At 46.2% G+C, this 14,756-nt stretch carries 17 protein-coding genes; 3 read left to right on the top strand and 14 right to left on the bottom strand.

The features are described 5' to 3' along the window. Positions 1-11: 11 nt before the first annotated feature. The 12 genes from flgK to R7E29_RS09510 all read right to left on the bottom strand — a co-directional run bounded on the left by flgK (position 12) and on the right by R7E29_RS09510 (position 11,843). Entirely contained in the window at positions 12-1,952 is a 1,941-nt protein-coding gene (gene flgK, locus R7E29_RS09565) for a flagellar hook-associated protein FlgK (RefSeq protein WP_054576688.1), read from the bottom strand. 160 nt (positions 1,953-2,112) lie between these two features. Continuing rightward, positions 2,113-3,039 carry a flagellar assembly peptidoglycan hydrolase FlgJ gene (gene flgJ / locus R7E29_RS09560; protein WP_031779079.1) on the bottom strand — a complete coding sequence of 309 codons (927 nt, stop codon included), beginning with the start codon at positions 3,037-3,039 and terminating at the stop codon, positions 2,113-2,115. A gap of 16 nt (positions 3,040-3,055) precedes the next feature. Then, on the bottom strand, positions 3,056-4,147 hold the full coding sequence (locus R7E29_RS09555; RefSeq protein ID WP_005393118.1) for a flagellar basal body P-ring protein FlgI: 1,092 nt from the start codon (positions 4,145-4,147) through the stop codon (positions 3,056-3,058). Positions 4,148-4,190: 43 nt separating this feature from the next. Continuing rightward, the gene (gene flgH, locus R7E29_RS09550; protein ID WP_054576687.1) at positions 4,191-4,970 is read right to left on the bottom strand and encodes a flagellar basal body L-ring protein FlgH; all 780 of its coding nucleotides are present in this window, start codon (positions 4,968-4,970) and stop codon (positions 4,191-4,193) included. 30 nt (positions 4,971-5,000) lie between these two features. Then, positions 5,001-5,789 (bottom strand): flagellar basal-body rod protein FlgG, encoded by a 789-nt coding sequence (flgG, locus tag R7E29_RS09545; protein ID WP_005382032.1) that lies wholly within the window; start codon positions 5,787-5,789, stop codon positions 5,001-5,003. Positions 5,790-5,807: 18 nt separating this feature from the next. Then, a complete protein-coding gene (flgF, locus tag R7E29_RS09540; RefSeq protein ID WP_054576686.1) occupies positions 5,808-6,557 on the bottom strand; it encodes a flagellar basal-body rod protein FlgF in 750 nt (249 codons plus the stop codon). Positions 6,558-6,887: 330 nt separating this feature from the next. Beyond that, a complete protein-coding gene (gene flgE / locus R7E29_RS09535) occupies positions 6,888-8,201 on the bottom strand; it encodes a flagellar hook protein FlgE (RefSeq protein ID WP_005382030.1) in 1,314 nt (437 codons plus the stop codon). A gap of 30 nt (positions 8,202-8,231) precedes the next feature. After that, positions 8,232-8,942 carry a flagellar hook assembly protein FlgD gene (gene flgD / locus R7E29_RS09530; protein WP_005382029.1) on the bottom strand — a complete coding sequence of 237 codons (711 nt, stop codon included), beginning with the start codon at positions 8,940-8,942 and terminating at the stop codon, positions 8,232-8,234. A 17-nt stretch (positions 8,943-8,959) separates the two neighbouring features. Next, positions 8,960-9,373 carry a flagellar basal body rod protein FlgC gene (gene flgC, locus R7E29_RS09525; RefSeq protein ID WP_005393132.1) on the bottom strand — a complete coding sequence of 138 codons (414 nt, stop codon included), beginning with the start codon at positions 9,371-9,373 and terminating at the stop codon, positions 8,960-8,962. Positions 9,374-9,378: 5 nt separating this feature from the next. Next, positions 9,379-9,774: a flagellar basal body rod protein FlgB gene (gene flgB, locus R7E29_RS09520; protein WP_005382026.1), complete on the bottom strand. Its 396-nt coding sequence runs from the start codon at positions 9,772-9,774 to the stop codon at positions 9,379-9,381. A 303-nt stretch (positions 9,775-10,077) separates the two neighbouring features. Next, on the bottom strand, positions 10,078-10,905 hold the full coding sequence (locus R7E29_RS09515) for a CheR family methyltransferase (protein ID WP_005382024.1): 828 nt from the start codon (positions 10,903-10,905) through the stop codon (positions 10,078-10,080). Between the two features lie 11 nt (positions 10,906-10,916). Next, positions 10,917-11,843 (bottom strand): chemotaxis protein CheV, encoded by a 927-nt coding sequence (locus R7E29_RS09510; RefSeq protein WP_005382022.1) that lies wholly within the window; start codon positions 11,841-11,843, stop codon positions 10,917-10,919. 76 nt (positions 11,844-11,919) lie between these two features. On the opposite strand from R7E29_RS09510, the gene flgA reads away from it, so the two are divergent. The 3 genes from flgA (at position 11,920) to R7E29_RS09495 (ending at position 13,550) form a co-directional block, all read left to right on the top strand. After that, a complete protein-coding gene (flgA, locus tag R7E29_RS09505; protein WP_005382020.1) occupies positions 11,920-12,666 on the top strand; it encodes a flagellar basal body P-ring formation chaperone FlgA in 747 nt (248 codons plus the stop codon). A gap of 116 nt (positions 12,667-12,782) precedes the next feature. Further along, complete coding sequence (gene flgM / locus R7E29_RS09500; protein ID WP_005382018.1) at positions 12,783-13,097, top strand: flagellar biosynthesis anti-sigma factor FlgM; 315 nt, start codon at positions 12,783-12,785, stop codon at positions 13,095-13,097. A 27-nt stretch (positions 13,098-13,124) separates the two neighbouring features. Further along, positions 13,125-13,550: a flagella synthesis protein FlgN gene (locus tag R7E29_RS09495; protein ID WP_005382015.1), complete on the top strand. Its 426-nt coding sequence runs from the start codon at positions 13,125-13,127 to the stop codon at positions 13,548-13,550. A 103-nt stretch (positions 13,551-13,653) separates the two neighbouring features. Here R7E29_RS09495 and flgP read toward each other — a convergent pair whose 3' ends face one another. Together flgP and R7E29_RS09485 are read right to left on the bottom strand one after the other, a co-directional pair. Next, complete coding sequence (gene flgP, locus R7E29_RS09490; RefSeq protein ID WP_005382014.1) at positions 13,654-14,085, bottom strand: flagellar assembly lipoprotein FlgP; 432 nt, start codon at positions 14,083-14,085, stop codon at positions 13,654-13,656. 9 nt (positions 14,086-14,094) lie between these two features. Further along, positions 14,095-14,733 (bottom strand): FlgO family outer membrane protein, encoded by a 639-nt coding sequence (locus R7E29_RS09485; RefSeq protein ID WP_005382013.1) that lies wholly within the window; start codon positions 14,731-14,733, stop codon positions 14,095-14,097. Positions 14,734-14,756: the final 23 nt, after the last annotated feature.

The following is a 14,756-nucleotide window of genomic DNA, read 5'->3' as shown; positions in this document are numbered from 1 at the left end:
ATCTCTTCTCCTTACCTCAGTTGTAAAATGGTATTGAAGGTATCATTCGCCGCTTGCATCACACGTGATGAAGCCATGTACGCTTGTTGAAACTTCATCATGTTGGCCGCTTCTTCATCGAGGTTAACACCAGAAATAGAAGCAACGCGCTCTTGCGCCGCTTCATGCTCTAAACGAGCGACGGAGGCTAAACGGTTTGCTGTAGAAGACTTCAGTCCAACTTCGGTATTGAGGTTATGATAAACATCGATCAAGGTACTGGATTTTCCATCCATCATCTTGTCTGTTTGGATCTTCTGCATTTTTCTCAAGTTGCCGTTACCACCTTCAGAAGGCACCAAGTTTGCGGTGAATTTATCATTCATCAGTGCGCCTTCGCTCAACTCAAACACGGTTGCATCGCCGTTTTTATACAGCGGATGGCTTTTCGGCACTGATATTTCAATCTTCGGGTTATCTTTATCTAACGGGTATGAGTATTTGTCCGATAGTAAATTACCCTTGTTATCCGTGATCTTTAACCACGGCTTATCATGCTTCTCGTCGGTTGGTTGTACGGTAACCTCAAACTCTTTAACATCCCCCGCCTCACGAATTTTAAACTTGGCGTTACCTTGGGCAAAAGTGGTTGAGGCTTCATAACTTTGTGCGGCAATAGCTTTTGCGTCATTGGTTTCCATCTTTATGATGGCTGCACCACTTCTCGTTGGGCGGAGCAATACGCGCTCACCGGCGGCAAGGCCTTCACCAATTTGCACTTTCATACCATCCAGAACAAATGACGAATCCGAACGGTCGATGTTCAACGACATTTGCTCACCTTTCGGTGTTGTCACGCTGTATTGATCGCCATCATAACGCAGCGAATATTCACCACCTTTGATCGCGGAAATGTCCTCGATGTAAACCGCAACATCAGCTTGGGAGTCAGGCGCAGCAAAAACTCGAGATTTTGCCACCAGCTCAGAGTTCACGTCGGTAAATACGTCTTTACCTATCTTACCGTTGAGATCCAGACCTTGAGATTGCAGCTGATTAATTTTGTAGGAAAAGCCCGTCGCTAAACGGCCCATTTCATCTTGCAGTTGTGGGATGTGTTTGTCGCGCATTTCAAGTAAAGCGCCGATTTTGCCATCCATATCATCAGACTTGATCGCTTTAATGCCATTCCCTTCCACCATTGCTAATCGTCTTTGATGAACATCCGGATAGCCATCGATCATTTTGAGCTGGCTTGCTTCCGTGCCAGAAACAAGAGTGTGTCCATTGCCGATATGAACATTAAACCCTTCCGCATTTTTGCGTGGGGTTACGGTAACTTTGGTGTACTCTGACAGCTCAGTAACCAGCTTTTCATGCTGATCCATCAGGTCATTATGTGGACCGGGAGTACGCATCATCAGTCGATGAATATCGCGAATTTCCAACGCAAGTTGATTAACGCGCTCAATGCCCATATCCAATTTTTTATTGGTGACATCAGATTGCAGTCGCACGGTTTCGTGGAAATCATTTAATGTATCAGAGAAGATTTTCGCCTTTTCCAATACCACTTTTCGTGCCCCTAAATCGTTCGGGGTATCTGCCATGGTTTTTACCGCATCGAACCACTCATTCAGGTTCTCGGGAATTTTCTTCGATGCCACAGAGCTCAACATGCTAGAAAGCATATCAAGATTATCTTGGGTATCCGTTTTGTTGGCATTGTTGGTCGACGACAGGTTCAGTTCATTCACGGCAAACTGATCCCACGAGCGGCGAACATTTTCCACATGCACACCCATGCCGTAGGTAGAACCACCAAACATGCGCGGATCATTCGTGCCTTGGATAACAGACTGACGGCTATAACCCTCTGTATTAACATTAGAAATGTTATGACCAGTGGTGTTTAATTGTCTCTGAGCAGTAAGCACACTTTGAGTACCTACATTCAGAAGATCTGACGCCATACATGCCCCCAAAAACGAAATATAAATCGGCAAAACCGATCACCTAGACACGTTTAAAGCAAAAGATGTGCCAAGTGATAGAAAGGCGTAGATATTCAGATAAAGTGAAGGCTTGCACTATGGCAAGCCTTCGAGAACGTCATAAATTGGCGCAGAGACATTACATACTTTCGATTTTATCCTTCACCTGCAGGACTTTATCTGCGTAGTTCGGATCGGTCGCGTAACCCGCACTGTGGATACCGCGAATAAACGACTCTGAATTCCCGCGTTGCTGCAATGCTGTCTCGTAACGTGGGTTGTCATTCAAAAATCGTACAAAGTCATTAAAGCTGTCTTCGTAACTTGAGTATGAGCGAAACGCTGCCGTCTCTTTCACTGGCGTGTTATCGTGGAACTCTAAAGTTTGAGTCGTCACTTTGTCACCCTGCCAGCTTCGATCTGCTTTGATATTAAATAAGTTGTTGCTGCTGCCACGCGCGTTCTTCACGACCTTTTGCCCCCACCCCGTTTCCAAAGCGGCTTGCGCAAGTAGCAGAGATGGCTCGACTCCTAGGGCTTTCGCAGCTTTCTCCGCGTATGGCTTCATCGAGTTAACAAAGGATTCTGGTGAATCGAATCGAGTGGGTTCATTGCTTGGTCGAGATAGTTGACCAGATTCAATCAAGCGCTGTTCAATCTCGCGCGCTTTTTTCGGGTCAACACGACGATATTCCGCAGCATTGTTTGCCGCATCACGCATAGCCGTTTCTTTTTTGTCGTTCCCTTGCCCAGCCGTTAATTGCTTAACAATCATATCGGCCAGTCCCATTGAACCAGACGAACTCAATTCACTCGCCATCTGTTCATCCAACATTTGTCGGTAGAACTTCTCGTTTTGGCTGTTCATCATGTTGGACTCAAAGCCCTCATTGGCTTCACGCATGGATTTCAACATCATGGAGGTGAAGATCGATTCGAACTGACGAGCAGCCGCATGCAATGCTTCTTGCTCGCCATCTTTTCCCTCTTTCACTGCTTTTTGACGCAGAGTATCCAGAGAACTGATGTCATGGATAAAACCAATGTCGTTAGGATTGTTCATTATACCTACCTCCTAACCATTAAATGATGATCAACTGGCCTTCAATGGCACCAGCTTGCTTCAATGCTTGTAAAATTGCCATCAAGTCCGAAGGCGCAGCCCCGACTTGGTTCACGGCACGGACCAAATCATCCAACGTTAAGCCTGGTTCGAACTTAAACATTTTGCCTTGCTCTTCGCTGACTTCGATATCCGAGTCTGGTACGACTACGGTTTGCCCACCAGAAAAGCCGTTAGGTTGGCTAACATTCAGGTTTTCTTTGATCGCAACCGTCATGCCGCCGTGCGTTACTGCTGCTGGTTTAAGACGCACATGCTTACCAACTACGATGGTGCCCGTGCGAGAGTTAACGATGATTTTGGCTGCACCATCTGCTGGGTCAAACTCTAGGTTTTCAATTGCCGATAAGAACGCAACACGCTGGCTGACGTCACGAGGAGCACGCACGCGCACTGATGTCGCGTCAACAGCGCTCGCCATTTGTGGGCCAAGGAAGTTGTTTACAGCATCCGCCATACGTTGAGCCGTTGTGAAGTCTGACTCAAGCAAGTTGAACGTGATGTAATCACCACGACCAAATGGGTTTGGAATTTCTCGCTCTACTGTCGCACCACTAGAGATAAGACCAACGGTTGGATTGTTACCTACGATTTTAGAACCGTCAGCGCCTTCAGCACTGAAGCCGCTCACCACTAAGTTACCTTGAGCAACCGCGTAAACTTGACCGTCGAGACCTTTGAGGAACGTTTGTAGTAGCGTACCACCACGCAAACTTTTAGCACTTCCGATGGAAGAGACAGTCACGTCCACTTGCTGACCCGGTTTAGAGAAAGGCGGCAATTCTGCCGTAACCATGACTGCGGCAACGTTTTTAATTTTTGGCTTTGTGCCCGGCGGCATCTGAATGCCGAAGTTTTGCAGCATGGCGGCGAAACTTTGCTCTGTAAACGGGTTCGCTTCACCCGTACCAGGTAAGCCTGAAACCAAACCATAACCCACGAGTTGGTTGCTTCGTACACCTGCCACTTGCGCGACGTCTTTGATACGTGCGGCTTGGGCTACGGTAGAAAACAGAGCAACGCTCATCAGTACTAAAAGGAGTTTTTTCATGCTTACTTATCTCTTGCAGTCAAATTGCCGTCAGCACGGCGTGTTATAGCGCTACATTAAAGAATCGTGCCAAGAAGCCTGGCTCTTGCATATCTTGTTGCAAACCAGTCCCTGAGTATTGAATTCTTGCGTTAGAAACGCGATTTGATGCAATGGTGTTGTCGAAATTAATATCATCCGGACGAATAGTGCCACTTAAACGTATGTACTCATCACCCGTATTTAGCGTCATCCACTTCTCACCGCGGATCACGAGGTTGCCGTTTGCCAGTACTTCGATCACCTCAACAGTGATGTAACCACTGATGCTGTTGCTCTGCTTTGCAGAAGAGTCACCTGCAAATGAGTTGGAGTTGTTTAAGTCATAAGAGAAATTATATTTTCCGCCAATTTTCAGCTCTTCTCCGCCCACTTGAAGCGGGTCCATTTGCGCTTCATTGGTTTTCGATAAATCGGCATTTGCGCTTTTCGTCGCACTGGTTGTCTCATCAAGTGTTACGGTAATAATGTCGCCAATACCACGTGGTTTAGAATCGTCGTAGAGATCGGTAATGTGCTCGGCGCTAAACAACGAACCTGTTGCAGCAGCGTAATGCTCAGGTTTGTTTTTCGGATGAATTGGAGCCCAAGCAGGGTCGCCAGCAACCGGATCGCTTCTACCACGTAAAGTATCTACAATACCGCTGCTCTCTTCTTTCGATTTATCACCTTCTACTGCGTCGACCACAGTGGTTGCTTGTGTCACTTCTTCCGTTTCAATCGGTTCCAACATGGCACAGCCCGACATCGTAGCAATCAAAGCGAGTAGGCAAATACGTTTCATCGTGAGCTCCTCAAATCTTGCTCTTAATCGTTACAATTGCTGGTTAACGAAGCTCATCATCTTATCGACTGACGAGATCACTTTTGAGTTCATTTCGTAAACGCGCTGGGCTTCGATCATATTGACCAACTCTTCTGTTACATTCACGTTGGACGCTTCCAGCATGGATTGACGAATTTCCCCCAAACCGTCCAAACCAGGAACACCCTCTTGTGGATCGCCACTGGCACCCGTTGGTAAGTAAAGGTTCTGACCAATTGGCTCTAGGCCACCCGGGTTAACAAAGTCTGTAATGGTTAGCTGACCAACGACTTGGTTGTCTTGCTGACCTCGGACGCGAACCGACACTTCACCATCCGTACCGACAGTAATAGAAATCGCATCTTCTGGAATCACAATTTCAGGCTCTACAGGGTAGCCAGAACCCGACGTGACTAACGTACCTTCACCATTGAGCGTGAACTGACCGTTACGGGTATAACCGATGTTGCCGTCCGGCAATGTCACTTGGAAAAAACCGTCGCCTTCCACCATCATGTCCAGTGCGTTAGTCGTTGTCTGTGCATTGCCGTGCGTGTGCACTTTTTGCGTCGCAACCACTTTAGAACCCGCACCTAGCATCAAGCCACTTGGCAGTTCCGTGTTCTGAGATGACTGGCCGCCAGGCTGGTTGATGTTCTGATAGAACAAATCTTCGAATACTGCACGGCTCTTTTTGTAGCCGACAGTAGAGGCGTTCGCCAAGTTGTTCGAAATCGTGGCAATGTTGGTTTGTTGGGCGTCTAGACCTGTTTTACTTACCCATAGTGCTGGATGCATAGTGAACCTCTAACTCTGTTAACTCATACGAAGCAGTGAATCTGAAGATTTATCCATTTCTTCAGCTGTGCTCATCATCTTGACTTGCATTTCAAACTGACGTTGTAAGTCAATCAATGCGGTCATTTCACCTACGGCATTCACGTTACTGCCTTCTATCGCTCCCGTCTGGAGGCTAACAGTCGCGTCTGCTTCGTAAGGTTGGTTTGGAGTTTTATGGCGAAATAAGCCATTGGTGTCTTTAAACAAGCTTTGCTCATTAGGCTTAACAAGCTTAATGCGATCAACCGCTTGGAATTCTTCTGCCGGGGCACCTTGAGGAAGCACAGAGATGGTGCCATCCCGACCGATTTCAATTTTGGAGAGAGGGATAGGCAAAGTAATCGGCGCGTCGTTTTCACCCAGCACCAAATGACCACTTGCGTTGGTAAGCATGCCATTTTGATCGACTTTTAGGTTGCCGTTACGGGTCAACCCTTCTTTCCCTGTGTGATCGAGTACCGATATCCAACCGCTGCCTTCAATCGTCACATCCAGATCACGCCCTGTTGTAATCACGCTACCTTGAGCAAAGTTATGCCCTGGACGCTCTGTCATGCTGAATACACGTGAAGGATGGCCTTCACCATAAGCCTGCATTGAGCGAGCCTGTGCTAAATCAGCCCGAAATCCGGTCGTGCTTACGTTAGCCAAGTTATTAGCGCGCAATTGTAGTGCCTGCATATTTTGCTTGGCGCCACTCATTGCGAGAAACAGTGCGCGATCCATAAATTACTCCAAAAAATCTCTCTGTACACGGAGTAAAAGCAATAGTTATGCCAAAACAAAAATAGGCTTATCAATCAATACTTTGAATTAACAATCAACAATTAAAAGAGGTCAATAGGGGCAGAAAACTGTAACGAGAGGCAAGGTTTTGATCCATACGGCGGCAACAGCGGCAAATCGTAGATCAAAGCATGCTTAGCCTGAGTGAGGTGTATTCAGGCTAAGCATCAGATGAATGTCATGATGAAAGTGAACAAAGCGGTAATTACTAAGAAGCAATCACACGCCATTGCTTACTCAAGCAGAGTATCGAATGACCCAGCTAGTGCTCTAGCGGATCTGTAAGATATTCTGTTGTAGTTGGTTGTGTACTTCGAGCGAACGTGAGTTTGCTTGGAAGTTACGCTGAGCAGAGATCAGGTCCACCAACTCCTGCGTCATATCAATGTTTGACTGTTCCAGCATACCGTTATTGATGGTGCCGAAAGAGCCTTTATTTGATTCACCCCAGATCTTGTCACCAGAGAACTGCGTTGAATCCCATTGAGTGCCGCCTTTCTTATCCAGACCTTGCTCGTTTGGAACACGTACGAGAGCAACACGACCCAATGTAACGTTTTCACCGTTTGAGTAAGTTCCCAATACGCTGCCGTTTTCATCGAAGTCAACTTTGGTTAGGAAGCCCGTCGTTGCACCGTCTTCGTCAAACTTAGTCAGTTCGAACGGAGCCGCAAACTGTGTTGCTGAGCCTAAGCCGAAGTTAAGCGTCTGCGCAGGATCGGCACCATTCATATCGACTGGTGTCGTGTTCGTCGCCGGATCGCCCAGAGCCACAGAAGTGATTGGCTGACCATTGTTCAAGCTCGCCAACGTACCATCGTTGTTGAACTTCATGGTATGCCCCACATGACCTGTTGGCGTTTGCGCATCACCAGCCGCAACATTTAAAGGCTTTTCACCTTCTTTATCTGTCACGGTGTAGTAAGTGTTCCATGTATTTGGCTGAGTCTGATCTTTCAAGTAATACGTCGTTAGCTTGTAAGACTGACCCATCGAGTCATAAATTGTCGAAGAGGTTGAACGGTTGTATGTATCTGGGTCTGAAAAATCAAACTGCGTTGGATCTTTCAAATCGCCGTTCGCTGGCAAGTTCACACCCACTTCAATGTTTGCTGTTTGTTTTGGCTTACCAAATTCAGCAGGAATATTGATGGGTTGTGGCTCGTATGAAGAAACCTCACCAGAGCTTGGGTCCACTTGGTAACCTAATAAGAACTCGTCGTTCGCGGTCACCATGTAGTTTTCTTTATTTAAGTGAAATGCACCATTACGTGTCAGTTCATTCTGTTGTGGAGTTAGACGCTCTTTCGCTACAGCGAAAAAACCTGTCCCCGAAACACGCAAATCCATTGGGTTGTTGGTGTAAATGCTAGAGCCTTCATGGAACTGCTGTGCCACTTGGCTTGCTTGTGCACCACCACCCGGTGTGGTTTTTGCGTTAGTAAATAAAGAGTTAGAGTAGACATCAGCAAACTCAGCACGGGACTCTTTAAAGCCGTAAGTGTTGGCGTTCGCAATGTTGTTACTGGTGGTGTTCAAATCCAGTTGGGCGGCGGACAAACCGCTTAAAGATACATATGACATTCCAAAATCTCCTAATCTAGCGAGCTATGACTACGCTTTGCCGACTTCCAATACTTCTGCAAGTCGAACTGGCGATTCAAAACCAGCCAGATTGAGTAATACGTTTCCGTCACCTTTGCCAAGCAATACGCTGTTTACGTTGGCATACGTCGATACTGGGAACTCTTGCGACTCCCCCTCAACTAAGCCAGACGCTTTCACTTTGTATTTGCCAGCTGGCAGTGGATTTCCGCTTTCATCTTTACCGTCCCAAAGCACACGCGTGTCGCCGGCTGGTTTCGCCCCTACCTCAAAGGTACGAACCAGTTGGCCAGCTTCATCCTCTACACGAACAAACAGATTATCGATAGATTGTGAAAGCTTAACCATTGCCGCCATTGGTGCGTCGTCCTGCTTCACACCTGCTGCTCCTGGGACCAATACGTCACGCCCTACCAAAGAGGAAGCTTGTAACGCTTGATTTGATGTCATTGACGAATTCAAACTCTCAAACTGAGTGTTCATCTTGCCAATGCCATCAACGGTCGCAAATGAAGCCATTTGCGCAATCATCTGGTCATTACTTACCGGCTTAAAAGGGTCTTGCTGAGACAGTTGCTTCGTGAGCAATGATAAGAAGTCTTCCTGTTTTAGGTCCTGCTTACCCGTGCTCTCTTCCGCTTTCTTGTTACTCTCTTGTAGACTTTTAAGCTGGTCGATATAGGACAAGCCGCTTTGACCAACGTTGTTAATTCCGGCCATACGCTACCCCCTTATCCTTATTGACCCATCTGCAGCGTACGCAGCAGCATTTGTTTACTAGAATCAGCGACCTGTACATTAGTTTGGTATGCACGAGAAGCTGAAATCATGTTTGCCATTTCTTCCATTACATTGACGTTAGGCTTGTAAATGTAGCCTTCTTCGTTTGCAAGGGGATGGTCTGGGTTGTACTCCGCACTCAGCGGTTTATCACTTTCTACAATACCCATCACTTTCACTGGCACCGTATCACCGCCACGCATGGCGTTACTTAACTCTGCACCAAACACGGCATGACGCGCTTTGTAAGTGTCTTTCGCAGAGCTGCTGACACTGTCGGCGTTCGCCAAGTTGCTTGAGGTAGTATTCAGACGAACGGATTCAGCGCTCATTGCGGAACCTGTCACATTGAAAACGTTAAATAAGCTCATCTAAATTATTCCCCTTTGATTGCTTTGGTTAAGTTCTTGAATTTGCTGCCTAGAAAGTCGAGTGATGCTTGGTGTCTGATTTGGTTTTGCATAAACAAGTTACGCTCTAAATCCAAGTCTACCGTGTTGCCATCTCCCGTATCTGGTTGCGTAGGAAGACGATATAACTTGTCCCCAACCAACGTTGTAGTGGCAGGAATATGCCGACCATCTGTGCGACTAAGACCAATGCTTGCCCCAGATGTTGCCGCTTGCAATTCCTTCGCAAAGTCTAAACCTCTTGCTTTGTAACCAGGCGTGTTTGCTTGTGCGATGTTGGTGGAAATCACCTCTGCATTGCGCTCACGTACGCCCACCGTGTGCTGGTGGATGCCTAGTGCATTGTCAAAAGATATAGCCATGTTTGCCTCTACAATTAAGAACTGACCGTGATTGATAACCAAAAAGCAATTAGCATGCCAAAACCTAAAGCATTACACCAACCTAGTGGTTACCGTGAATTGAAATAGCAATAAGTGAGCCAAAGTAACTGGAATGTCATGTCGTATCACTTTGCTCACTTAATAAAGATACACCGTGTTGAGGGCACAAGGCAAAAACGCGCTTCAACTAATTGAGTGATACATGAAGCGCTCGGCGCAGAAAGGTAACAAACAAAAAAGCCTGACACGAAGTCAGGCTTTTCTATCAATGAAGAGATACCGCTATTTAAGCTTGTAAATGATGCCCGGATTACAGCGCACCATTTCAAATTTATCAGTCAGACCAGTTAGCGACTCTGATGCCCCTAACAGCAAGTAACCACCAGGGTTTAAACTGCTCGCCATTTGGTTAAGCACTTTAGATTTCATTTCTGGAGAAAAGTAAATCAATACGTTACGACAGAAAATGATGTCGAACTTACCCATCAGTGCGTAACTGTCCATCAGGTTTTGTGGACGAAAGTTCACCAAACGCTTGACGTTATCTTTGACTTTCATGCGACCACCGTCCGCATTTTCAAAGAAGGTGCGACGACGTTCTGGTGAAAGCCCGCGACCCAAAGCCAAGTTGTCGTACACCCCTGCACGACACATCTCGAGCATACTTGCCGAAATATCTGTGGCTGTAATGGACACGTTTGGTAACAAGCCCGGCTTGCGCTGTTGCGTTTCCAGGATCGTCATTGCAATAGAATACGGTTCTTGGCCCGATGAACTGGCAGCAGACCAGATCTTAATTGGGCGCTTACTTGCCGCTACTTCTGGCAATAATTTGTCAGCTAAAACCGTGAACGGATAAGTATCTCGAAACCACAAGGTTTCGTTAGTCGTCATCGCATCCACAGCGGCGACTCGTAATTCTCGATTACGCCCTGTAACAACATCACGTAGCAAATCTGATAACGATGCGAGCTTAAACTTCGTCACTAAAGGACTCAGTCGGCTACGCACGAGGTATTGCTTGCTATCACCTAACACGATGCCACATTGCGATTCTAGAAAACGGCTAAAGTCACGATACTCTTGATCACTGATTGTAATAGCAGTCATTAATGTCTCTTTTATTGTGTTAATGCAGATTTAACCGCGTTACCCAACTCATCTGGGTTAAATTTCGCAATGAAGGTGTTGGCACCTACACGCTCAACCATAGCTTGGTTGAATACACCACTTAATGAAGAATGGAGGATAACATAAAGGTCTTTCAAATCGGCATGTCTGCGAATTTCAGCCGTTAAGGTATAGCCGTCCATTTCTGGCATTTCAATATCGGAAATAACCAACGAAATTTGATCGTAGATATTGCCTTCTTGAGCCATTTCAATCAACTTATTGTACGCTTCTTTGCCGTCTTTGACAGATACGACCTCAAAACCGATGGATGTAATCGCACGCTCTACCTGTTTACGCGCGACCGTCGAGTCATCAGCAATCAGTATGCGGCGTACAATAGGCTTTTCTTGCTCTGCTTGTGCGATTTCTTCGCCAATAGCGGAATCCATCGTTTCATCAACTGGCGCAATTTCTGCCAGGATTTTTTCAACGTCAAGGATTTCAACCAGCTCATTGTCAATGTTTGTCACGGCAGTCAAATAGTGCGCTTTACCTGCGCCGTCTGGCGGTGGCAAAATCGCTTCCCAATGCATATTGATAATACGCTCAACCGATGATACCAAAAATGCTTGGATCGTACGGTTAAATTCTGCAATAACAACAAAACATTTATCTAAATCAGTGGTTGGGCGGCCACCAATTGCCAGGCTCAAATCAATAACGGACACGGTATGGCCGCGGATATGAGCGATACCTTTAACCAGAGGGTGTAGATTTGGCATTGAAGTCAGCTTAGGGCACTGTAGTACTTCTTTCACTTTGAATACGTTAATGCCGTAGCGCTGTCGGCCCATCAGTCGAAAGGTCAATAATTCCAATCGGTTCTGACCGACGAGTTGCGTACGCTGATTCACCGAGTCAAGAATCCCCGTCATATGCTCATCTCCATCTCAAACTTTTTGTTTTTAAATGATACTCTACCACTGGCAAGCACGATACCAGGGAGACAGTATGGCGTATTTCACTTTCACTTCGACACCATTGACTATGACAATATGTAGAGCGCTAATTACAAAGTACGCTAAGTCTATCGGCATTTTGCTCAGTATGTTTAGCTTTTTTGTTCATTCAGCTTCAGATAATCAGATCGAGCAAATAAAAACAGCAGCAGAACAACATATTCTTGCTACGGTTGATCAGCCTGATGGTGGCGAGCTATCTGTTAATGCGGCAGAGATCGACTCGAGAATAAAAGCAACGGATTGCCCTGTTCCGTTAGATACATCTGCCTCTTCCACCAGCAGCACGAGAAGTAACATCAATGTGTTAGTGGAATGCCAACCGGATGACTGGAAAGTCTATGTCCCTGTGAGGATCTCGGTATCAGTACCAATGATCGTCGCTACACGAACACTAGGGAGAGGAGAAATCGTCAGCGCATCGGATGTTACCACTTCCATGATCGAGCTACAGCGCTTTCGTAAAGATGGATTTTCTAGCTACGATCAAGTGGTTGGGGCAAAGCTAAAGCGTAATGTTCGTTTAGGCGATGTCGTAGAGAGAAATGATGTTTGTGTGGTATGCCGAAATGAAAAGGTCATTATCAAAGCGGTGAATTCTGGCATGACGATCACAACGCAAGGCACAGCATTGCAGGATGGTTCAGCTGGCGATCAAGTAAGAGTGAAAAATGATAAGTCACAACGTATAATAGAAGGCATAGTGACTGACATTGCGGAAATCACTGTTAATTTTTAATACCCACTGGTAGCGTGTTTAAACTGATCAATAAAAATGCAAAAAATGACTAAAGTTATTTTTGCGCTGGTCGATAGTCTGGATACCAGTATTACGATACAAGGCAAAGGTTAAACATGGCAGGTATAGATAATATACGTTCAGGGCAAATGATGACGACAACAAGTCGCGCACCTGCACGTAACGATTCCAATGCTACCAGCACGACAGAATCAAAAAAGGCGCCAGCGCAACAAGACGCAGTATCACTCAGCCAGCAAAGTAAAGCCGTCAGTAAACTCCAGAAGGATATGGCAGCTTCTCCGGCATATGACAGCGCCAAAGTTGCAGCAATCAAAGAAGCTATCACAAACGGTTCATACAAAGTCGATCCTGAAAAATTGGCTGACAACATGATTAAGTTTGAAAACGAATTGCAAGGCAAAAGCTAACTGACTTAGGCCGAAGGTAAGTATTTTATGGCAGCATTAGTCGATCTCGTTAATTTCCAGCTAGAAAATGCTAAGGCACTTTCCGCTGTTTTACGCCAAGAAACACAAGCAATCACGGCGCGTGTCTCTACCGAGATTGAGAACATTGCCAAACAGAAGATGACGCTCATTGATCAGCTCAGAACAACTGATCAGCGAATCGCCTCTCACCCGCACGTCAATCAACTTACTGAAGATGAGCACCTAAGTCAGGTTGTTGCTCAAATCCAATCGATCGTCCTAGACTGTCAACAAGTTAACCAAGTAAATGGCGAATCGCTTAGTCGCGCACAGCTGAGCTTCAATAAACTCAACAACATGCTTCAGCGAACTCATGGCAAAGTTGGCATGACCTACAATGCGGGCGGAAAAACCCACACCATCTCGACGCTTGGCACCAATATAAAAGCTTAAACGTCACTCCTACCCTCAATTCCCGCGCTCACGTAGATATAAAAAAAGCGACTCATTGTTACCAATCAGCCGCTCAAAAAGATTATCTGTCTAGTGAAATGGTTTAAAACAAAGTTTGCTGACGCTTCTCAGGTACCTGCTGAACTTCTCCATAATCACGTAGCTTATCCATCTTACGGATATCCAGACGCAGCTCAGTCACATAACTGTCTTCAACAAGATAACTACGCACAACTTCTGCACCACGAATTACACCATCGACGGCACCAGTGGTGCTTTCAATACCCAAACGCTGGTCTTGCAGCTCTGCACGTCCACTAACACGCATGCCATAAACTTGCTCTGCTAGCTCACGATAAGCATCAATTTTTGATGCGCGCATTGCTCGTACACGCTTTTCTTCAACTGTGCGGCCTGTTTGCTCACTGACGCTAGCGTAACCCACCGCCACTAAGATTTCATCTTGACGCATCTGTTGTAATGGCTGACACCCAACCAATATCAGTGTGGCAACAATAAATAATAACTTCTTCATGCTTCTATCCTATGGACGGAGAATCACAGTGTACGGCTGACGAATGGTAGGGTCAGAACGAATCAACACACCATCTTGTGTGCGAATGCTATTTAACGTATCTAAGTCACGCCCAATACGGTCAGCCGGAAGGAAACCTTGCGCTGTCGCTACAACTACACGGCTTTGCATGCCAACCACGCGTGCATTGACAAGCACTCCGCCCTCTTGGCGCAACATTGTTCCGGTCAGTACATACTGAATTTGCTGCTCTTGAGCTAAATCTTGCCAATCACGACTTAAAGCAAAATCGCCCTGCTGCGTCACTTGAATAGAGCCCGTAGTTTTGAAATCAACCACTTTAAACCCTCGGCGCTGAAACTGATGGATAAAACCTTCAGAGACCGAGTTACCTAACCAGTTTGTTGCATCCATATTTTGTAGATCAACAAACGAGGTAATCGCAATCGGTGTCCGCGCTGATACTGCCACATTAGAAACCATCAGGTCTTCTGTCATGCTCTCAATGAAAAAGTCCATCGTATGACGCGGACTATCCATCAGCATGAACTGGCTTCCCGAGTACGGTTCTTTACCATTGTAAATCGGTGAGTACGCGCACGATGTCAGAAGCGTCATCATCGATGCGGCGACAAGCCACTTTTTCATGGTTTGATTCTCCAGATAATCTT

It is taken from the genome of Vibrio sp. Vb1729, assembly GCF_033338655.1.
GTDB classification, from domain to species: domain Bacteria; phylum Pseudomonadota; class Gammaproteobacteria; order Enterobacterales; family Vibrionaceae; genus Vibrio; species Vibrio alginolyticus.
The sequence above is the reverse complement of the archived record's forward strand: the minus strand, read 5'-3'. Positions and strand labels throughout refer to the sequence as shown.